Origin of the sequence: Methylobacterium brachiatum (genome assembly GCF_020523825.1) — a bacterium.
Taxonomy (GTDB): Bacteria; Pseudomonadota; Alphaproteobacteria; order Rhizobiales; family Beijerinckiaceae; genus Methylobacterium; species Methylobacterium brachiatum.
On sequence record NZ_JAJALK010000005.1, the window covers coordinates 45,339 to 62,742 of the forward strand.

24 protein-coding genes are annotated in these 17,404 nt (G+C 73.2%); 5 read left to right on the top strand and 19 right to left on the bottom strand.

What is annotated here, in order from left to right; all coding sequences use genetic code 11:
- Nucleotides 1–33: 33 nt before the first annotated feature.
- The 8 genes from LGR69_RS12940 to LGR69_RS12975 all read right to left on the bottom strand — a co-directional run bounded on the left by LGR69_RS12940 (nt 34) and on the right by LGR69_RS12975 (nt 4,579).
- Nucleotides 34–258: a hypothetical protein gene (locus tag LGR69_RS12940; RefSeq protein ID WP_039903449.1), complete on the bottom strand. Its 225-nt coding sequence runs from the start codon at nt 256–258 to the stop codon at nt 34–36.
- A 69-nt stretch (nt 259–327) separates the two neighbouring features.
- On the bottom strand, nt 328–1,491 hold the full coding sequence (locus LGR69_RS12945) for a 2-methylaconitate cis-trans isomerase PrpF family protein (protein WP_230366264.1): 1,164 nt from the start codon (nt 1,489–1,491) through the stop codon (nt 328–330).
- Entirely contained in the window at nt 1,488–2,165 is a 678-nt protein-coding gene (locus LGR69_RS12950; protein WP_007565778.1) for a response regulator transcription factor, read from the bottom strand. The genes LGR69_RS12945 and LGR69_RS12950 overlap by 4 nt, the downstream gene beginning before the upstream one ends.
- 35 nt (nt 2,166–2,200) lie before the next feature.
- Nucleotides 2,201–2,572, bottom strand: a complete 372-nt coding sequence (locus LGR69_RS12955) for a PepSY domain-containing protein (RefSeq protein WP_007565779.1) — start codon at nt 2,570–2,572, stop codon at nt 2,201–2,203.
- Between the two features lie 212 nt (nt 2,573–2,784).
- Complete coding sequence (locus tag LGR69_RS12960) at nt 2,785–2,985, bottom strand: hypothetical protein (RefSeq protein ID WP_007565781.1); 201 nt, start codon at nt 2,983–2,985, stop codon at nt 2,785–2,787.
- Nucleotides 2,982–3,302: a hypothetical protein gene (locus LGR69_RS12965; RefSeq protein ID WP_230366265.1), complete on the bottom strand. Its 321-nt coding sequence runs from the start codon at nt 3,300–3,302 to the stop codon at nt 2,982–2,984. The genes LGR69_RS12960 and LGR69_RS12965 overlap by 4 nt, the downstream gene beginning before the upstream one ends.
- A 207-nt stretch (nt 3,303–3,509) precedes the next feature.
- Complete coding sequence (locus tag LGR69_RS12970) at nt 3,510–4,034, bottom strand: hypothetical protein (RefSeq protein WP_230366266.1); 525 nt, start codon at nt 4,032–4,034, stop codon at nt 3,510–3,512.
- Nucleotides 4,031–4,579, bottom strand: coding sequence for a phage tail tip lysozyme (locus LGR69_RS12975; RefSeq protein WP_230366267.1), 549 nt, complete (start codon nt 4,577–4,579; stop codon nt 4,031–4,033). The genes LGR69_RS12970 and LGR69_RS12975 overlap by 4 nt, the downstream gene beginning before the upstream one ends.
- A 44-nt stretch (nt 4,580–4,623) precedes the next feature.
- On the opposite strand from LGR69_RS12975, the gene LGR69_RS12980 reads away from it, so the two are divergent.
- The gene (locus tag LGR69_RS12980; protein WP_230366268.1) at nt 4,624–5,187 is read left to right on the top strand and encodes a GDSL-type esterase/lipase family protein; all 564 of its coding nucleotides are present in this window, start codon (nt 4,624–4,626) and stop codon (nt 5,185–5,187) included.
- Nucleotides 5,188–5,499: 312 nt separating this feature from the next.
- On the opposite strand, the gene LGR69_RS12985 is transcribed toward LGR69_RS12980, so the two are convergent.
- Nucleotides 5,500–6,756 (bottom strand): DUF2793 domain-containing protein, encoded by a 1,257-nt coding sequence (locus tag LGR69_RS12985; RefSeq protein ID WP_230366269.1) that lies wholly within the window; start codon nt 6,754–6,756, stop codon nt 5,500–5,502.
- 175 nt (nt 6,757–6,931) lie between these two features.
- A complete protein-coding gene (locus LGR69_RS12990) occupies nt 6,932–10,828 on the bottom strand; it encodes a baseplate multidomain protein megatron (RefSeq protein ID WP_230366270.1) in 3,897 nt (1,298 codons plus the stop codon).
- A gap of 91 nt (nt 10,829–10,919) precedes the next feature.
- On the opposite strand from LGR69_RS12990, the gene LGR69_RS12995 reads away from it, so the two are divergent.
- The 3 genes from LGR69_RS12995 to LGR69_RS13005 are packed head-to-tail and all read left to right on the top strand — an operon-like array spanning nt 10,920 to nt 11,830.
- Nucleotides 10,920–11,261 carry a type II toxin-antitoxin system RelE/ParE family toxin gene (locus LGR69_RS12995; RefSeq protein WP_122161433.1) on the top strand — a complete coding sequence of 114 codons (342 nt, stop codon included), beginning with the start codon at nt 10,920–10,922 and terminating at the stop codon, nt 11,259–11,261.
- Complete coding sequence (locus tag LGR69_RS13000; protein WP_122161434.1) at nt 11,258–11,539, top strand: helix-turn-helix domain-containing protein; 282 nt, start codon at nt 11,258–11,260, stop codon at nt 11,537–11,539. The genes LGR69_RS12995 and LGR69_RS13000 overlap by 4 nt, the downstream gene beginning before the upstream one ends.
- A gap of 6 nt (nt 11,540–11,545) precedes the next feature.
- Nucleotides 11,546–11,830 (top strand): addiction module antidote protein, encoded by a 285-nt coding sequence (locus LGR69_RS13005; RefSeq protein WP_230366271.1) that lies wholly within the window; start codon nt 11,546–11,548, stop codon nt 11,828–11,830.
- Here LGR69_RS13005 and LGR69_RS13010 read toward each other — a convergent pair.
- From LGR69_RS13010 to LGR69_RS13020, 3 genes are read right to left on the bottom strand one after another with little or no spacing between them, the layout of a single operon-like run.
- Complete coding sequence (locus LGR69_RS13010; protein WP_230366272.1) at nt 11,761–12,279, bottom strand: NlpC/P60 family protein; 519 nt, start codon at nt 12,277–12,279, stop codon at nt 11,761–11,763. The genes LGR69_RS13005 and LGR69_RS13010 overlap by 70 nt on opposite strands.
- Nucleotides 12,276–13,151 carry a DUF2163 domain-containing protein gene (locus LGR69_RS13015; protein ID WP_230366273.1) on the bottom strand — a complete coding sequence of 292 codons (876 nt, stop codon included), beginning with the start codon at nt 13,149–13,151 and terminating at the stop codon, nt 12,276–12,278. Before LGR69_RS13015 ends, LGR69_RS13010 begins: the two co-directional genes overlap by 4 nt.
- Before the next feature lie 9 nt (nt 13,152–13,160).
- The gene (locus LGR69_RS13020) at nt 13,161–13,802 is read right to left on the bottom strand and encodes a DUF2460 domain-containing protein (RefSeq protein WP_230366274.1); all 642 of its coding nucleotides are present in this window, start codon (nt 13,800–13,802) and stop codon (nt 13,161–13,163) included.
- Between the two features lie 240 nt (nt 13,803–14,042).
- Between LGR69_RS13020 and LGR69_RS13025 the strand changes: the two genes are divergently transcribed.
- Complete coding sequence (locus tag LGR69_RS13025; protein WP_230366275.1) at nt 14,043–14,951, top strand: TauD/TfdA dioxygenase family protein; 909 nt, start codon at nt 14,043–14,045, stop codon at nt 14,949–14,951.
- A gap of 8 nt (nt 14,952–14,959) precedes the next feature.
- On the opposite strand, the gene LGR69_RS13030 is transcribed toward LGR69_RS13025, so the two are convergent.
- From LGR69_RS13030 to LGR69_RS13055, 6 genes are all read right to left on the bottom strand, one after another.
- Nucleotides 14,960–15,538, bottom strand: coding sequence for a phage tail tape measure protein (locus tag LGR69_RS13030; protein ID WP_230366276.1), 579 nt, complete (start codon nt 15,536–15,538; stop codon nt 14,960–14,962).
- Nucleotides 15,539–15,638: 100 nt separating this feature from the next.
- The gene (locus tag LGR69_RS13035) at nt 15,639–15,866 is read right to left on the bottom strand and encodes a phage tail assembly chaperone (protein ID WP_091863876.1); all 228 of its coding nucleotides are present in this window, start codon (nt 15,864–15,866) and stop codon (nt 15,639–15,641) included.
- A gap of 5 nt (nt 15,867–15,871) precedes the next feature.
- Nucleotides 15,872–16,204: a gene transfer agent family protein gene (locus tag LGR69_RS13040; RefSeq protein WP_122161440.1), complete on the bottom strand. Its 333-nt coding sequence runs from the start codon at nt 16,202–16,204 to the stop codon at nt 15,872–15,874.
- Between the two features lie 3 nt (nt 16,205–16,207).
- A complete protein-coding gene (locus LGR69_RS13045; RefSeq protein WP_007565805.1) occupies nt 16,208–16,618 on the bottom strand; it encodes a phage major tail protein, TP901-1 family in 411 nt (136 codons plus the stop codon).
- 12 nt (nt 16,619–16,630) lie between these two features.
- A complete protein-coding gene (locus LGR69_RS13050) occupies nt 16,631–17,047 on the bottom strand; it encodes a DUF3168 domain-containing protein (RefSeq protein ID WP_230366277.1) in 417 nt (138 codons plus the stop codon).
- The gene (locus LGR69_RS13055) at nt 17,044–17,397 is read right to left on the bottom strand and encodes a head-tail adaptor protein (RefSeq protein WP_007565809.1); all 354 of its coding nucleotides are present in this window, start codon (nt 17,395–17,397) and stop codon (nt 17,044–17,046) included. The genes LGR69_RS13050 and LGR69_RS13055 overlap by 4 nt, the downstream gene beginning before the upstream one ends.
- Nucleotides 17,398–17,404: the final 7 nt, after the last annotated feature.

Below are 17,404 nucleotides of genomic sequence, written 5' to 3' on the forward strand. Positions count from 1 at the left end.
TGGTCTGTGGGAGCTGGCTGGCGCGCGGGTGTCCTAGTCCTGCTTGATCGGCTCACGCGCCGCCTCACGCTCGATCACGCCACGCAGATCATCGCCGATGCGGCGAAAATCACCCCGCAGAGCCTCAGTTTCGTCCCGGTGCGGATACCGGATCGGTTCCGATGCGACGGGCCAGAACGAAGCGAGGGCATCCAGGCCGACCCTGTAGCGGGACCAGCGTGTCCGCGGCGCCGGATCGGGTCTTTCGGCGGAAGTCATGGCGGTGGCAAATCCGTGGCGCGAAGCCCTGAGCGATGTAACTCTTCGGCGATACCGGGACAACCGCACTCACCCCGGTGTCACCGCATCATAGTACACCGCGCCCCGCATCAGCGGCCGCGCGGTGCGGAAGAACGAGCCGCGCTCCGCCCGCCATCCCGTGCCGTCCCGCGCCACGGTGGCGTCGGCGGTGAGGATGCCCGAGGGCATGCCGACCCGGAGCGCCGCGTCGCCGGTGGCGCGGGCGGCCTCGTGGACCAGGCTGCCCGCGATCCGTGCGGCGACCGCGAGGCACAGGGTGGCGGTGAGCGGCAGGGCCTGGTGCGGCACGCCGTTCGAGATCACCCGGGCGGTGAGGTCGACGTCCGGGGCGCGGATCGCAGCACCGGACAGGCTGGAGGAATCCTGGGGCGGCGCGACCAGGCCGACGAAGGGGACGTGTATGATCCGCGCGGCGGCGTCGGGATCGGGGGCGATGCCCATCGCCACGGAGGCGGCCAGGCGGATCCGCGCCAGCCTGTCGAGGAGGCCGGGCACCGCCTCCAGGGCGGCGGGCAATTCGGTGCCGGTCAGGCCGAGATCGGTGGCGCGGACGAACACGCAGGCATTGGCCGCATCCACCAGCGAGGCCTCGATCGGGCCGAGCCCCGGCACGTCGAGGATCTGCCGGACGGCGCCGGTGGGCAGCAGCCTTCCGGTGGTGGCGCCGCCCGGATCGACGAAATCGAGGCGGATCGGCGCGCCGGTGCCGGTGACGCCGGGGATCGCCAGGTCGCCGCGATAGACGGCGCGGCCGCCCCGGACCTCGAAGCCGGCCTCGATGCGCTTGCGCGTATTGGTGTTGAAGATCCGCAAGCACACCGGGCCGTCGGCGACCTCCACGAGCCCCTCGTCCACCGCGAAGGGCCCCACCGCCGAGAGCATGTTGCCGCAATTGCCCGACAGGTCGATCCGCCCCTCGCGGACCACGACCTGCACGAAGGTGTAGTCGATGTCGGCATCCGGCCGGGTCGAGGGCTCGACGATGCAGATCTTCGAGACCGAGGAGACACCCCCGCCCATGCCGTTGAGCTGGCGCCCGAACGGGTCGGGGCTGTCCATGGCGGAGAGGAAGGCGGGCTCCCAGGCGGCGATGGCCCCGGGCACGTCCTGCCGGCGCAGCATCAGCGCCTTGCTGGTGCCGCCGCGCATGAACACGGCCGGCAGCGTGCCACCGGTGGCCAAGCTCGTCACACCCGCGCCGGAGGCTGGTTCGGATCCACGAGGTAGCCCAGCCCGCGCACGGTCTGGATCAGGTCCACGGCGAGCTTCTTGCGCAGGCGGCCGACGAACACCTCGATGGTGTTCGAATCCCGGTCGAAATCCTGGTCGTAGAGGTGCTCGGTCAGCTCGGCCCGGGAGACCACCCGGCCGGTATGGTGCATCAGGTAGGAGAGCAGCCGGTATTCGTGGCTGGTGAGCTTCACCTGGGCGCCGTCGACGAAGACCTTGCCGGAGCGGGTGTCGAGGGTGACGGGGCCGCAGGCGATCTGGCTGGAGGCGTGGCCGGCCGCCCGGCGCAGGAGCGCCCGGACCCGGGCCATCAGCTCCTCCATGTGGAACGGCTTGGTCACGTAATCGTCGGCGCCGGCATCGAAGCCGTCGACCTTGTCGGACCAGCGGTCCCGGGCGGTCAGGATGATCACGGGGGTCTTCACCCCGGCCCGGCGCCACTTCTGCAGAACCGAGACGCCGTCGGCCTTGGGCAGGCCCATGTCGAGGATGATCGCGTCGTAGGGCTCGCTCTCCCCGAGATAGCCGCCCTCCTCGCCGTCATAGGCCTTGTCGGCGACGTAGCCGGCCTCTTCCAGCGCCGCGACCACCTGACGGTTAATGTCCCGGTCATCCTCCACGACGAGCAGTCGCACGGCTCACTCCATTCCACTGCGGGTGTGAAGCCCGGTCAGTATTGGCCCGCGACCTTACCGGTGCGGGCATCCACGATCACGTGCACGAAATGCCCGTCCCGGCGCAAGGCGGTCAGCATGTAGACGAGGCCGTCCTCGTGGCGACACAGGCTGGCGCGCTGGATCTCGGCCCTGGGGATCACCGTGCGGGCCGCCCGGATCGCCGCCACCGGGGCGATCACCCGGCGCTCGCCGACCTCCTCGCGCATGTCGGCGGGCGACAGGCAGGTCTCGATTCGCAAGGGCGTCGGATCCGCCACCGGGGCGGCCTGCGGGGCCGGCCCGTCATCGGCCATGGAGCCGAGGCCGCTGGCGGCGAGGGCCGCGGCGGTCAGGCTGATGGCAACGAGAGTGATGGCGTAGCGCATTGCCAGAAGATTTGCGCCGAGGGCACTGAATGCGCCCTGAATACGTAGCTGTAGGCGCGACGAGGCGCGATCGGCCGGCTGGCTGCCTCGGGGAAGCGTGAGCTGTTTGATCGCGGACGGCATCGTGCGGGCTCTACGGCCGACGGGCTTTTCGGGTTCCACCGGCCGGGCCACGCTGCACAGGCGGTGACGCAACCCCGGCAGCCCCGGATCTAGCGCGCGTGCCGGCATCCGGGCGCGGGTTCCGGCGGGTCCGGGTATGCCGGCGCGGCCGCCTGCGCGGCCAGGACGGCATCGATCGACCAGGGTCGCGCCCCGAGCTGCGCGCCCAGCTGAAGCGTGATCGCGAGCGCGGCCGCCCCGGACAGGGCCAGCCAGACTCGGTCGAGGATCCGGTTCCAATGCGGGCTCATCGCGGGCCTCCCGTGATCAGGGTCCAGAACGCCCGCAGGGCCGGCATGCGCTCGGTGAGCCAGGCGATCTGGTCCGAGAACCAGTGCGCACCCGCCGCCGCGGTGACGAAGGCGAACAGGATCGCGTGCTTGAGGCGCCGGAGATAGCGGCGCAGCACCCGCCGCTCGACATGCGCGTCCACGAGCTCGTCGAGGACGGCGAGCCGCGGCTCGGTCTGGCGCGCCACATAGGCGTGCCAGAAGGGCGGAAACCGGATGGTGCGCGCCCGGTTGCCGGGGTCCGGCGGATGGCGCGCGGGGTGACGGGCGGTGGTCATAGTGTTCTGCCCCCGGCCGACGATGGTCGCACCTCGCTCCATGCAAGACGCGACGCGCTCTCCTCCCCCTTGCGGGGAGGAGCTGGAGGTGGGGGTCGTGGAGAAGGCACCGCTGCGCCCGATCCGCCCCCCTGCCCCTCCCCGCAAGGGGGAGGGGAAAAGCAAGGATCTTCAGCTGCTTACCGCCAATCGTGGCGGATCGGGCCGCTAGCCCCGATGCTCATCCCCCGCGCGCAGCGCCGCCAGCGCCGGGGTCAGGACGTTGCCGACGCTGGCCTGCGGGTCGAGCGGCAGGGCCCGGAAGATCCGGGCCGCGACGCCCTCCGCACCGCCGGCCTGCCGGACGACATGGGCCGGCGCGGTGGCCAGGACGTGCCGGGCGCCGGCCGCGACCACGGCGGAGCCGAGATCGACGCTCACGGTCCGGCCCCGGGCGGCGCCGGCCACGGCGTTCTGGCCGTACTCGGCCCCGGCCCGGATCGCGGCCTCGACGCGCTCCCGGGTCAGGAGCGAGGCCGCCCAGGGCGCGACCCGGGCGACACCGGCCGTCACGGCTGCGGCGGCGATCGGTACCAGCACCGCCGACACCGGCTGCAGCAGGCCGACCAGCCAGTCGCCCCAGGGGATCGCCACAGTGCCCGCGGGCGCAGCGGCCAGCGCCGGGGAGACCAAGGCGACGAACGGGATCGCGGCGCTAGCGAGCGCCAGCCCGGCACGGAAGAGCTGCGTCATGATCGATCTCCGGTGTTGCGCGCACGGCGGACCCGGCCGGCTCGGGATTCGGGGATGGGCGGCGCGGCGGCGGTGCGCAGGGCCGCGAGCGCCCGGCGGGCCCAGTCCAGCCGGCTCGCCAGCGCGATCACCCCGGGCCGCTCGAAGAGCCGGCACACGGTCTCGGTGGCGGCCTCCAGGGTCGGGGCCTGGCGCAGGGCGGCGAGCGCGGCCGCCTCGGTGGTGCGCAGCTCGACACAGAGGTAGCGGTACTGCGCGTCGAGGGATGCGGGATCGCAGGCATGCGCCCGGCACCAGGCCTCCATGGCCACCCGCCGGGGGCCGGTCCATTGCGCCAGCCCCCAGCCGCCCCGGGACCCGGCTACCGCAGGGGCGACCTCCTGGAGCTTTCGGAAGCCGCCGCTCTCGTGGCCGAGATTGCCCAGGAGGCCCGCGGCCTGGAAATCGGTGAGCCCGAGATCGCGCATCAGGCGCGGCCCGAGGCTCCGGCACCCGGCCGCGAAGGCGTCGCCCGGCCCCCGGGCCGGACCGGTGGTTGCGGGCATGGGTCTTCTCCGGGCAGGGTCCGCGCGACACGGACGGGGGACACGTGGGACACGGACAGGACCGGCCGCTGGTGTTCATCGGCGATTCGATCACCGCCGGATGGGGCCTCGCCCGGGCCGAGACGTTCGCGCGGCAGGGCTTTATCGCCCGGGGCGTGCCGGGCCAGACGAGCGGGCAGATCCGCGCCCGGTTCCTGCGGGACGCGGCCGGCGCCCGGGGCATCCACCTCCTGTGCGGGATCAACGACATCGCCGAGATCGGCGGCCCGGTCTCGGACGGGGCGATCCGGGACAACATCGCCGCCATGGCGCGGCTCGCCTTCGAGGCCGGGCTGCCGCTCTGGATCGGCACCGTGACGCCGAGCGATTTTTGGGGGTGGCGCCCGGAGCTAAGACCCGTGGCGCGCATCCACGGCCTGAACCGCTGGATCCGCGCCCATTGCGCCGCCAGCGCCGCGGCGCTGATCGATTATCACGCGCCGCTCGCCACGAGTTCGGGGGCGCTCCGGCCGGAATTCACCGAGGACGGCATCCACCTCAACGCCGACGGCTACGCGGCGATCGAGCCGGTGATGCTGGCGGCGTTAGCGCCCGGGGATGACTGGTGAGGCGGGACTGACGGATCCACAGGCCTATCGCGACGGCGACGTTTCCCCTCGCCCGACATCCTTCCGACGTTCACACATCGGCTTGTGCCGACCGCGACGCGCTCCCTCTCCCGTGCGGGAGAGGGGTGGGGTGAGGGATACGCGCTATCCGGAAAGACCTCGCCCCTCACCCTGTCCCTCTCCCGTGCGGGAGAGGGGACCGGAGCCCCGTCCGGTAAACGGCGGATCCGGCAGTTCGGCATGCCAGAAGCGCAGACGTTGCCGGAGCGGCGGTGATGGGGCGGCTCAAAGCGAGACGCGCGTCCGCCCCCCTCAAGATCCCAATCCCAGCCAATACGTTTGAACATTTCCGGCACCGGTCACCGTGCCGCCGGTCGTGCGGCGGTTGCGGAGGGTGAAGCCGGTGGCGGTCACGTCGCTGACCTGGCTGGCGTAGAGCGTCCCGGCATCCCGGGCGATCGGCTGCGTCCAGACGCCCAGGCAGGCGCTGGGGAAGGCCGGCGCAAACGACACGGAGACGTCCGCGTCCGTGCTCGTGGCGAGCCCCCAGTGCAGGATCAGGCCGTTGGCGAGCCGCGCATAGCCGGTCGGGGCCAGCGCTTGCGTGCCGAGCGCCAGCGGGGTGCCGTCGGCGCGCTGGTAGTGGCGCACGCGCCAGCGGCCGGCGCCGTCCGAGGTGGCCAGGCAGGTGTCGTCGGCGGCCGTGACGATGTCGGCCCGGGTCGGCAGGGCCAGCTGCTCGGCATCGTGGACCAGGGTGGCGGCGCCGGCGAAGCGCAGGAGCCGCTCCCGGTCGGCGCCGGTGCCGAACCGGGTGATCCGGGCCGTGCCGGTCACCAGCACGCGCCGCGTGGCGGTGCCGCCGAGATCGGTGGTCGCCGCCGAGGCCAGCACGGTCTCCGTGGAGGCGAAATCGATCCCGCCCTTCGCCGCGGAGGCGGTGAGCGCGGTGGCGAAGGCGGCCCCGTCGGGCGAGACCTTCAGCGAGAAGTCGTCGCTGCCGAGGAGGCCCAGCAGGGCGCGGGCGGAGTAGCCGGTCTGGAGGATCAGGCCGGCATCCCGGGACGCGGCCTGCTTGTTGACTGACATCCGCATGTCGCCGGAGCCCGGCGTCGCGTCGTCCCAGGTGAGCAGGGCCGCGTCCGACTTCACCGCGAGGCGGTTGGTGGCGTCCGCCCCGGTGTTGATGCCGAGCCGGCTGACGCTCTGGATCGCCGTGAGCGTCCGGCGGAAGCTGCCCCAGGTGGTTCCGTCGAACACGTAGAGGTCGGCCTCGTCGATCAGGTAGGCGAACCAGCCGGCCCGGGGCACGGCGCCGATCCAGACCCCGTCGGCGTAGCGCACCACCTGGCCGGCGAGCCCGGCCCAGGCGCCCCCCGGATTCGACGCGACCACGAGGTAGCGGTCGCCGTCGGCGGGGTTCTGGGGCGGCGCGGTGAGGTCCTTGTCCAGGCAGGCGAGCTGGACCAGGGCGTCGAGGAGGCCGAGCGCCTCGTTGTGGGTGACGTGCTTCTGGGCCTGGCTCGCCGCGATCAGCGGCAGGCCGAGGCGGGGCGTGGCGTCGGTCATGGGGGGCTCCGGAAGGCTTGCGGTGTCCGATCGGATCGCCCGGCCGGATGTGCTTTGCCGTCATCGCGAGCGCAGCGAAGCGACCCAGGCACGCGCCACGGTCCGGGATCGCGCGCTGCCCTGGGTTGCTTCGCTGCGCTCGCAATGACGGTGAGGGCTTTGATGCGAGAAGGGATCAGGCGGTTCGGATCGGGATTCGCGCGCGGGTGGCCGGGCCGGGTCCGGCCACGGCGCCGATCTGCGCCACGGCCACGTCGAGGCTGGTCTGGGGGCTGCCGAAATCGGCCGCCTCGTCGGCGTAGAGGACCTGCTGCGCCTCGGCCCGGATCGTGCGCAGGGGCGTGCCGGCACCGGAATAGACCGTGATCGCGTAGACCTCCGGCTCGGCGAGGGGAATCTCGGCGGGCTCCCAGGTGTCGCCGTCCCGGCGGGCCCGGCGGATCCAGGAGAGGCGCAGGCCGGACGCGTCCCGGCGCGCCCGCAGATGGACCGGCCGCAGGGGACGCAAAGCCGCGAGCCCGGCCGTAGCGGACAACTCCGAATAGGCCGGATCGCCCGGGTCCCGGTCGGCCGGGCCGACCCGGTAGCGGAAGCCCCGGCCGACCTCGTCCAGGCGCTCCACCAGGGGCACCAATGCGCCGTCGTCGAGCCGCACGATCAGGCTGCCCGCCGGGGTCGCCCGGCCGGCCCGGGCCTCGCTGCCGGCGAGGCCGCGCAGAAAGCCCGAGAGCCGGTAGGTGTCGGGGCCGGTCAGCACCGCGCTGGCGGCAGAGAACAGCTCCGCGGCGCCGTCCGGCCCGATCAGCGCGAACAGGTTGCCGCCCGCGAGCATCGCGGCCTCGCCGATGGAGCCGAGCGCTCCGCCCCGGCGCAGGGTGACGTCGAGCGGCACGCCCCGCTGCAGCCGCCAGAGCGGCCCGGCCGGCAGCTCCGTGAGGGTCCGGCCGAGGCAGGCCGGGTAGTCGACGAGGCCGTGAAGCGCGAGCGGGCCTGTGCCTTCCGCCCGCCAGACGGCCGCCGCCCCGGGCCAGGGCTCGGCCGCCACCGCGAGGTATTGCAGCACCGTCGGGCTGCCGCGCTCCACCGGCAGGTCGAGCACCACGGCGAAGGGCGGCCCCGGGAAAGCCGGCGTCGCCCCAATTGGCAGGGCCGTGCTGCGGGGCAGGCCGCGCGCGGGGCCGCCCCGGGGCGGCACGCCGCTCGCCTCGATCCGGCGCCCGGTGGGGGCGTCGTCGATCCGGTCGATCCTGCGCAATACCGTCCCGCCCGGCACCTCGGCCGGCACCGCCAGCAGGTCGCCCGGCTCCAGCTCAACGCGGCGCGGGCTCAGGGTGAAGACCGCGCTGTCCCGGGCGGCGATGACCCGGTCGAGCATCGCCTCGGCGAGGCCGTCGCCGGTCTCCCGGCGGGTGACGATCGCCGCCTCGATCCGGGTCTCACGCCGCCGCTCGCCCACGGGCCGGATCGCGGCGACCGCGGCGCGGCGGTAATCCGGGCTCTCGGATTCGGTCAGACCGAGCTCGATTGAGCGCGGCAGGGCGCTCTCCTCGGCCCGGACCTGGCGCAGGACCGGTTTTTCCTCCGACAGCCGGACCAGATCGGCGTCCGCCAGCACCACCGGCCGGTCGCGGCGGGGCCCGCGCAGATGCAGGGCGCCGGCCACCGCCGAGACGTCGAGGCCGTAGACCTGCGCCAGGGTCTCCAGGGCGGCGCGCGCGGAAAGCGGCCGGTCGACGACGTAGCCATCGAGGAAGGCGGCGGCCTCCACGGCGACCGGCGCGTCGAAGCCGAAATCGGCCAGGATCCTCAGGACCAGCAGGTCGAGGTCGCAGCCCTCGATCCGCCCCGTGATCCAGTGACCGACCCGCCAGTTGGCGGTGTCGGCCCAGACCGCCTGGACGGCCGGGAAGGCCGGATAGGGCCGCGCGTCCCAGGACCAGACGAAGATCGATCCCGGATCGACCATCCGGCCGCCATAGACCGGCGAGACCGGGTTGTCGGAATCCGAAAACCCCGCCGCGGCCGGATCGAACCGGGCGATCACGGCCTCGACGCCCCGCAGCTGGATCAGCTCGTCGCGCAGGGCCCGGGAATGCGGCGGGTAGGCGCCCTCGGCGGATTTCGGATCGGGGAACACGTTCGGGCCGTTCGTGCCCTTGTCCACTGCCGGCACCCCGACCTCGGTGAGCCAGATCGGCTTGGCCTTCGGGACCCAGGCGGTGGCCCGGGTCTCGGCGCCGCCGTCGCGCTCGACATGCGGGTTCGACCACCAGCCGATCAGGTCCTTGGGCCGGAAGACCCAGGGCTTGCCGTAGGCGCCGTCCTGGATCGGCAGACGCGCCTGCGCCGCCCGCCCGGCCGCGTCGGCATAGTACCAGTCGTAGGCCTCGCCGGAGGCGACCCGGGCCTTCAGGTAGGTGCGGTCGGCGATGTCGCCCGAGACCGCAAGGTCGGCGTGGTCCGGCGCGTCGCGCCAGTCGGAGAGGGGCGGATACCAGTCGATCCCGACCGCGCCGATATTCGGGTCGGCGAACAGGTCGTCCAGGGGGAACCGGATCGTGGCGCCATCGTCGCGGACATGGGCGCCGTACTCGGTCCAGTCCGCCCCGTAGACGAGCGTCACGCCGGCGCCCAAGCGGGACCGCAGCTCCGCGGCGAGGCTTCTGAACGCCTGCACGGCCGGGTAGCCGGCGGCGCCGCGCACCCGGGTAAGGCCGACGAACTCGCTGCCGATCACGAAGCCGGCGATCCGCACGCCGCGCGCCGCCCATCGCGCCGCGAGGCCGGCGTAATGCAGCACCTCCGTGCGGTAGCCGTTCCCGAAGAAGTTTTGGATCTGCGTCTCCGCCGCGGCGGTGCCGTCCGGGCTGCCGGAAACGCCCGGGGCCGGGTCGCAGGTGATGCGCCCGCGCCAAGGATAGGGCGGCTGGGTCGCGCCGGGCACGCGGGGGTCGGGCAGGCCGTTATTGGCCGGCACGTCCATCATCACGAACGGGTAGAGCAGCACCTCGAGGCCGCGGGCCGCGAGGTCGGCGACCAGCCGGGTCAGCCCGGCATCCGACGGCGTCCCGCCATAGGCGGGGGTGCCGTCCGGCAGCGTCGAGACGACCTCGGCCTCGTCGCGGGTGATCCCGGCGACGCTCCAGGCCTCCGGCTTGGTGCGCTTGGCCCGGGTCTCGACCTTCGGCACCACCCGGCAGGATCCGGCGCGCAGGTCGGTGCCGAACCACGTCGCCACCACGGCGACCCGGCGCAGGTTCGGGCACAGGGCCTGGAGGGCGTCGAGGGACGCGGTGACGTCGGTGGCGCACTGGAGCTGGTGCCGGTTCGCCGCCTGAGTCCGGCCGAGGCCGAGATCGACGGTGACGAGGTTCGGGTCGAGGGCGAACTCGCCCGCCCCCGGGATCAGGTCGACAGCGCGGATCCGGTGGAACAGGCCGTTGACCGGACGGACCACCTCGAAGGCGAACTGGGGCACGCGGTTGCCGAACTCGGCGAGCGGCAGGTTCTCGAACACCACGTAGGCGAGGCCGCGATAGGCCGGGGCGTTTTCCGCGCCCTCTTTCGCGACGATCAGCGGGTCCGGCGCCTGGTCCGGGCCGCCGGTATGGACCCGCAGAGTGATCCCGACCTGGTCGATCCCCTTGCCGTCCGCCCAGATCCGGCGGACCATCGCGATCTCGCCCTCGCACAGCCCGACCGCCAGGTTGGCGAAATAGGCGTAGCGGGTGCGCACGGTCTTCTGGCCGCCCGCGCCCTTGGAGGCGGAGGCCGCGCGCTCCACCGTCGTGTTGGCGACCTCCCGGGCCCGCGTCGCCCAGATCAGGCTGCCGCCGATCTTCGCCCGCCCGTAGACCCGCGGGATGGGGTCGCCCTCCGTGGAGGACAGGCCGGCCACGTCGGCGAGCCGCGGCCCCTCGACGAAGCGCGTGTGCCGCCCGGAGCCCGACAGCATCCCGTCGAGCCCCGCCCCCGCGGCCGCCCCGAGCACGCGCCCCACCACGGCCCCGATCGGCCCGCCCAGAGCGGTCCCCACCGCCGCGCCGGCCGTGGACAGAATCAGGGTGGCCATGGCGGGCTCCGGGGTGGGCAGCAGCGATTGCGAGGATATACAAATTTTTGTATGAGACGTACCTGGGGTTTCGATAAGCTCGGGCGGTGTCGTGGTTGAGCGACCCAAAGGCGTGGTGTTTCGCGGGAGCGCGCTCGACGACCTGCGCGCCTTTCCCAGGGATGCGCGACGCGCCGCCGGACATCAGATCGACCGCGTCCAGTCCGGCCTTGATCCGGACGATTGGAAGCCGATGCCGACCATCGGTTCAGGCGCCCGCGAGATCCGTATCAGGGAGCCGGATGGCGCGTTCCGGGTGATCTACGTGGCGAAATTCCCCGGCGCAGTGGTCGTCCTGCATTGCTTCCGCAAGACGACCCAAAAAACGGCTCTTGCCGATATCGCCACGGCCAAACGCCGCTACGCCGACTTCGTGAAGGAGTTACAACGATGACCGAAAGATATTTCGACAGCGTCTGGGACGCGATCGAAGATACGCCGGCGGAGGCCGCGCATATGCGCCTCCGCTCGCAACTGATGATGGCCCTGCGCAATCACATCGAGCAATCCGGCCTGAACCAGTCCCAGGCGGCGAAAGTCTTGGGCGTCACGCAGCCGCGCGTCTCGGACCTGATGCGTGGCAAGATCGACCTGTTCGCGATCGACACGCTGGTCGCGATGCTCGCCGCGGCCGGACTCCAGGTTGAGCTGCGCATCGCCGCGGCGGCCTGATCTCTGATGTCCTTCACACCCTTCGATGCCTCGGAATTCCTCGACAGCGAGGGGGCGATCGCCGAATATCTTGCCGCTGCGCTCGAGGATCCCGATCCCGAGCTGTTCGTGGCGGCACTCGGCGATGTCGCCAAGGCTCGCGGCATGAGCCCGATCGCCCGGGAGGTCGGCCTCGGGCGGGAGAGCCTGTACAAGGCGCTCACCCCGGGCTCGAAGCTGCGCTACGAGACGGTCCGCAAGGTCATGGACTCCCTCGGCGTCAAGCTCACCGTGGCGACGGGCTCTCCGTAAGGATCCTCCGGGAACCGGAACACACCCGTCAGGTGCCGCCGCCGCCAGGCGGTGAGCGCGACCTCGGCGACGGCGGCGTGGTCGTGGGCGTGAATCATGGCGCCGTCGCCGGTGGCGATGGCGCAGTGGCGGGCCGGAAGATGGGACCGGAAGGCGAAGAGCAGCACGTCCCCCGGCCGGGGCACGGAGCCGGCCACCGGCACGAGGTGGCGCATCGCCGCCGCGGTGAGCGGGTCGGTGCCCGGAGGGGCGGATTCCGCCCAGGTGGCGGCGTAGGGCGGCACCGGCTCCGGCTCGGCACCGTAGAGCCCGCGCCAGACCCCGCGCAGCAGCCCGAGGCAGTCGCAGCCGACGCCGCGCAGGGAGGCCTGGTGCCGGTAGGGCGTGCCGAGCCACAGCCGCGCCTCGCCCAGCGCCGCCACGCCGATGTCCCGCGGCATCGCGCTCATCGGAACAGGCTCCCGCCATCGAGGACGGGCTCCGAGCCCGGCACCGCCCGCATCACCGCATCGTTGCCCGGCATGTGCGGAAAGCCCTGAAAGTTCACCGCGTTGGCGAACCGGTCCCGGCATGTGGCGAGCCGCTTGTCGCAGCCGGCGGTGAGGCTGAACGCATCCCCCACCGCCGCCGGTCGGGGCGGGACAGTCCAGAGTTCGAGGAGCGTGCCGAGCTGGAGCCGCACATCGGCCTTGAGCCCGGCATTGGCGCCCTCCGTCCAGGTGAGCGTTCCGCCGGTGAACAGCCCGTCCGCGAAGCCGCCCGCCAGGGTCACGCCCAGGGTCGCGGGTTCGGGCAGGCCGGTGACCCGGCCGGTGGTCCGCCAGGCCGCGAGGTCGACCCGACAGCGCCCGTCTCCGAGATCGGCGCCGCAGGTCGCCCGGAAGGTCCGGCCGCGCTCCGCCCCGAGCCGGTGGGCGAGGCCGCGCAGCTCCGCCACGAAGGCGTCGCCCTCGCGCCGTACCTCGCCGATCGTGCCGACATCGATGAGCAGGCGCGTCTCCGGCTCGGTCCAGTCGACCAGCCAGGTCTCCACCGTCGCGCCGTCGTAGAGGCCGCCGGCGATGTCGGCCTCGGTCAGCCCGAGGGAGCTCAGCGCCCCGGCGACGTCACCCCCGGAGACCGCGAAGCCGGATTCGGCACCGGCCTCGGCGGCCTCCAGCCCGGTGCGGGCGGCGTGGACCAGCCCCGCCAGGGTCAGGTCGCGGTCATGGTCGGTGAAGCCCAGCGCCACGCCGTCCTGCCGACGCAGGGACCAGCAGCGGCACAGGGTGGTGACGCCGCCCGCGAGATGGGCCGCGAAGGCATTTGGGATATCGCGCATCGTCACTCCTCACGGCACGATCTCGACGAGGGGCACCTTCGGGATCTCGCCGGCCGTGAAGGCGGCGAGGTCGATGGTGAGGTCGTCGGTGTCGAAGCGGACCGGCACGTCGAAGGCGAAGCCCGCCGTGACGGCGGCGCCCTGGGGCGGGACATGGCCGGCCGCGAAGGTGACCAGCCCGGTGGCCGGGTCGCACGCGAAGGCGTCGGCGCCGACCTCCCGGCCGGCCACCGCCACCCGGACGCTGCCCGCCACCGGCTTGGCGATGTGCCGGCGATAGGGCGCGAAGCCGGAGCCGTAGGTCTTGATCAGCGGGAAGGACGCGGTGGCGCCGTCGCCGGTGCCGAGCGCCTGGTCGAGGGGGCCGATCGCCCGGCCGGGTGGCCCGGAGCGGAAATCGACCCGGTCGCGGTAGCGGAAGCCGTAGAGCCGGCCGCGCCGCTCCTCGAAGAAGGCCAGCACCGCGTGAAGGGACTCGAGCCCGCGCAGTCCGAACCCGGCATCGTAGCGGCGGCGGGAATCGGCCCAGCGGCCGTTGCGGTGCTCCCGCCCCGAGGCCAGCGTGACGATCTCGGTGAGCCGCTGCGGGCCGCCGCTGCCGCGCAGCGACACGTCGAGGGGAAACAGCACCTCGTGGAAGGCGTCGGCCATGGCGCGATGATCCCGGAGAGGGGGCCGGAGAAGGCACGTCCTCCCGGCCACCGCCGGCCGGAAAGAGTTTTTTCGGAACGGGCGAAACTTCGGAAATGCCGTTCATCGACAACCGGCCGCGACCGGGCGAAGATCATCGAAGACGACGGATGCTCATCCGAAGAACCTGATCTTCTAAAGATCTCAGAAAATCTTGCTGGAGGGTCGTGCGTCGTCGGCGAACCACCGAGGAGCCTTACGATGAGCGCCGTCCCGCAGCCGCTGCACCCCAGTCTCGACATCCGCCGGGTCGCCGGCCGCATCGGCGCGGAGATAAGCGGCGTCGCGCTCTCGGGTGACCTCGACGCCGCGACGGTGGCGGCGATCCGCCAGGCGCTGGTCACCCACAAGGTCGTGTTCTTCCGCGACCAGGATCTCGACGAGGCGGGCCAGGAGGCGTTCGGCCGGCGGCTCGGCGACCTCGTCCCGCACCCGACCGTCCCGTCGCTCGCCGGCACCGCGGGCGTCCTCGACCTCGACGGCAGCCGGGGCGAGCGGGCGAGTTCCTGGCACACGGACGTGACCTTCGTGCCGGCCTATCCGGCGATCTCGATCCTGCGGGCCGTGACCCTGCCGGACTATGGCGGCGACACCCTTTGGGCCAACACGGCGGCGGCCTATGCGGAGCTGCCCGAGCCCCTGCGGGAGCTGGCCGACCGGCTCTGGGCCCTGCATTCGAACGTCTACGATTACGTGGGCGGGCGCGTGAACGCCCCGGAGGCCGGCCGCCAGCGCTACAACGAGGTGTTCACCCGGACCGTCTACGAGACCGAGCACCCGCTGGTGCACGTGCATCCGGAGACGGGCGAGCGCTCGTTGATCGTCGGGCATTTCATCCAGCGCATCCTCGGCCTCACCACCGCGGATTCGCAGCACCTGCTCGCGATCTTCACCGACCACGCGACCCGGCCGGAGAACACGGTGCGCTGGTCCTGGCGGCTCGGCGACGTGGCGATCTGGGACAACCGGGCGACGGTCCACCGGGCCGTGGACGATTACGGCGACCAGCCCCGGGTTGTCCGCCGCGTCACCATCGAGGGCGTCGCCCCCGTCAGCGTCGACGGACGCCGCAGCCGGGCCCGCGAGGCGGCGGCCAGCAAGGCGGCGTGATGGGGCGCTTACGTCGCCCGCTGCCCCCGGGCCACGGCGCGGGCGAGGCTCGCCGTCACCTGGGCTTCGGAGCGGCGGAAGGCGCCGGGGTCCGGGGTGGCGATGTTGACCGTGACGGCGACCGGGCGGGACGCGGCGCCGCCGGCCGCGACGCCGAGTCGGCCGTCCGGGCCGCGGTTGAGCGGTAGGATCGCCTCCGGACCGGCCTCGCCCATCAGGCCGGTGCCGCCGGCCATCGGGAAGTAGGTCGGCGCGGCCACCACACCGCCTGAGGCGAAGGGCTGGACCCGCCCGCCACGGAGCATCGCGCCCCGGGCGAAGCCGGTGTCGCTGCCGGCGCCGGCCCCGAGCACAGCGTTGACCAGGCCGGTGATGCCGGAGCGGATCGGGCCCGAGGCCGCCCGGGCCGCCGCACCGGCCAGCTTGCTGCCAATGGTGCCGAGCACGCCGTCGAGGCTGCGCCCCGAGGCGGTGCCCCGGGTGAGCGCCGCATCCAGGCTGCGGCCGAAATTCTTGGCGAGCCGGTCGAGGGTCTCCAGCTGCTTGATCCGGGCAGCATCCTGCGGATCGGGATCAGCGTCGTTCATCGGACGGCCCTCCTGCATGGTGGGTCTCGGCAGGTGCGAAACCCGGGCTCCCAAAGGGCTCAGCCCTTTGGCGGGGTGTCGGGGCGGAGCCCAACGCGGCTCAGCCGGTCGGGCCCGGATCCGGATAGGCGGCGAGCAGACGCTCGAACGCGTCGCGGCTCAGGGGCTCCGGGCCGCGACGCCGCCCCAGGGCGGCAGCGAATTCGCGGGGCGTGGCCGCCCAGAAGGCGGCCGGGCTCCAGCCGAGCGCGCCGAGCCCGAGCGCCAGGGCGTCATCCCAGGGGAAGGCGGACGGCCGAGCCGGCGCCGACGCAGAACCGTCGGGCACCGGCTCTACCGAGGGTTTGCGGGGCCCGGCGCCTCCCCGAAGGCGGCGGCGAGGACCTCGCCAAGCGCGGTGGAGACCGCCTCCAGGCCGCCGGCCAGGGGCAGGCGTGCCACCGCGTCGTCGTCGAGGGCGTGGCCGCCGCCGCGCAGGGCCGCGCCCAGCAGGGCGATCAGGTCCCGGGCCGAGACCCGGCCGCCGTCGAAGCGCTCGGCCAGGCCGACGAGGTCGCCGGCCTGGAGCGCCCCTTCCAGCTCGGCCAGCGCGCCGAGCGTCAGGCACAGGGTGTAGCGCCGGCCGGCGAGCTGGAGCGGCACCTCGCCGCGGATCCGGTTGGCCATGGCTCAGGCCGCCGTGAAGGCGAGCACGCCCGCCGAGTCGAGGCTGATGTCGAAGGTGACCTCGCCGGCATGGTCGCCCCGGTATTCGAGGCTCGCGATCTGGAACGGCCCCTCCAGGGTCCCGAAAGCCGGCACGACCACCTGGAAGGTCTCGATCGCGCCCTCGAAGAAGATCAGCCGCAGCCGCAGGTCCGAGGCCTGGTCGCGGAACACACCGGAGCCGGCGATCGCGGCCCGGCGCACGCCGGCACCGGCCAGCAGCTCGCGCCAGCGGCCGGTGGAATCGGCGTTAGTGACGTCCACGGTCTCGGCGTTGAGGGTGATCTGCCGGGTGCGCAGGCCCGCCACCGCCAGAAAGCCGCCCGCGCCGTCGCCGGCCCGGAGCAGCAGGTCCTTGCCCTTCTGTGCGCCCATCGGGCCCTCCTCTCACTGGGTTTCGGTGACGGCCTCGAGCGTCAGGGTGGCGCGGGCCTCGCCGGTGCGGGCGTCGCGGGTCGCCTTGATCGCCCGCACCCGCAGGGTGACGAGGCGGCAGCCCTGGAGCGGCAGGGCGGCGTCCGTGAGGAGCGCGGCCATGCGCGCGGCGGCATCGAGCGCGGTGCGGACCGAGCCGGGCTTGGCGATCACCGCGATGGCGTGGCTGTGGCGATGGCGCTCGGCGCCGTCGACGGAATCGTCCAGGATCTCGGCCTCGCCGAACAGGGCGTAGACCGGCAGAGAGCCCCGGGGCGGCTCGTCGTGGAGCCGGACCTTGCCGCCGAGCAGGGCCGCGAGGGCGGCGTCGCCGGAAAAGCGGGCGATCAGGCCGGCCCGCAGGGCCAGGAGCGGGCTCGGGTCGCTCACGACGCGCTCTCCCGGGCCAGTTCCTCGACATGGCAGACCAGGTCGCGGCCCTTCGCGTCGGGCTCGCTGACCGCGCGGATCGCGAAGCGGCGGGGGCCGGCGGCGAGCCGCATGGTCGGGTCGAGGGCGACCCGGGCGCGCAGGGTGACGCGATATCCGGGCAGCGTGTCGGTCCGGCCGCCCTCCGGGCGGTCGGCGAGGCCGGACGGGGCGATCGCGCCCCACAGGACCGGGCCGGCCACGTAGCGGCGCAGCACGCCGCCGAACCCGTCAGGCTGCTCCAGGGGGCGTTCGAGGACGAAGCGGCGGCGCCGGGCGCCGAGCGGCGGATGATGCGGGTTGGTCGCCATCGGCGAA

Coding starts and splice junctions, on each gene's coding strand:
- LGR69_RS12940 (WP_039903449.1), bottom strand. CDS start 258: ATGACTTCCGCCGAAAGACCCGATCCGGCGCCGCGGACACGCTGGTCC.
- LGR69_RS12955 (WP_007565779.1), bottom strand. CDS start 2,572: ATGCGCTACGCCATCACTCTCGTTGCCATCAGCCTGACCGCCGCGGCC.
- LGR69_RS12960 (WP_007565781.1), bottom strand. CDS start 2,985: ATGAGCCCGCATTGGAACCGGATCCTCGACCGAGTCTGGCTGGCCCTG.
- LGR69_RS12965 (WP_230366265.1), bottom strand. CDS start 3,302: ATGACCACCGCCCGTCACCCCGCGCGCCATCCGCCGGACCCCGGCAAC.
- LGR69_RS12970 (WP_230366266.1), bottom strand. CDS start 4,034: ATGACGCAGCTCTTCCGTGCCGGGCTGGCGCTCGCTAGCGCCGCGATC.
- LGR69_RS12975 (WP_230366267.1), bottom strand. CDS start 4,579: ATGCCCGCAACCACCGGTCCGGCCCGGGGGCCGGGCGACGCCTTCGCG.
- LGR69_RS12985 (WP_230366269.1), bottom strand. CDS start 6,756: ATGACCGACGCCACGCCCCGCCTCGGCCTGCCGCTGATCGCGGCGAGC.
- LGR69_RS12990 (WP_230366270.1), bottom strand. CDS start 10,828: ATGGCCACCCTGATTCTGTCCACGGCCGGCGCGGCGGTGGGGACCGCT.
- LGR69_RS13000 (WP_122161434.1), top strand. CDS start 11,258: ATGACCGAAAGATATTTCGACAGCGTCTGGGACGCGATCGAAGATACG.
- LGR69_RS13005 (WP_230366271.1), top strand. CDS start 11,546: ATGTCCTTCACACCCTTCGATGCCTCGGAATTCCTCGACAGCGAGGGG.
- LGR69_RS13010 (WP_230366272.1), bottom strand. CDS start 12,279: ATGAGCGCGATGCCGCGGGACATCGGCGTGGCGGCGCTGGGCGAGGCG.
- LGR69_RS13015 (WP_230366273.1), bottom strand. CDS start 13,151: ATGCGCGATATCCCAAATGCCTTCGCGGCCCATCTCGCGGGCGGCGTC.
- LGR69_RS13020 (WP_230366274.1), bottom strand. CDS start 13,802: ATGGCCGACGCCTTCCACGAGGTGCTGTTTCCCCTCGACGTGTCGCTG.
- LGR69_RS13025 (WP_230366275.1), top strand. CDS start 14,043: ATGAGCGCCGTCCCGCAGCCGCTGCACCCCAGTCTCGACATCCGCCGG.
- LGR69_RS13030 (WP_230366276.1), bottom strand. CDS start 15,538: ATGAACGACGCTGATCCCGATCCGCAGGATGCTGCCCGGATCAAGCAG.
- LGR69_RS13040 (WP_122161440.1), bottom strand. CDS start 16,204: ATGGCCAACCGGATCCGCGGCGAGGTGCCGCTCCAGCTCGCCGGCCGG.
- LGR69_RS13045 (WP_007565805.1), bottom strand. CDS start 16,618: ATGGGCGCACAGAAGGGCAAGGACCTGCTGCTCCGGGCCGGCGACGGC.
- LGR69_RS13055 (WP_007565809.1), bottom strand. CDS start 17,397: ATGGCGACCAACCCGCATCATCCGCCGCTCGGCGCCCGGCGCCGCCGC.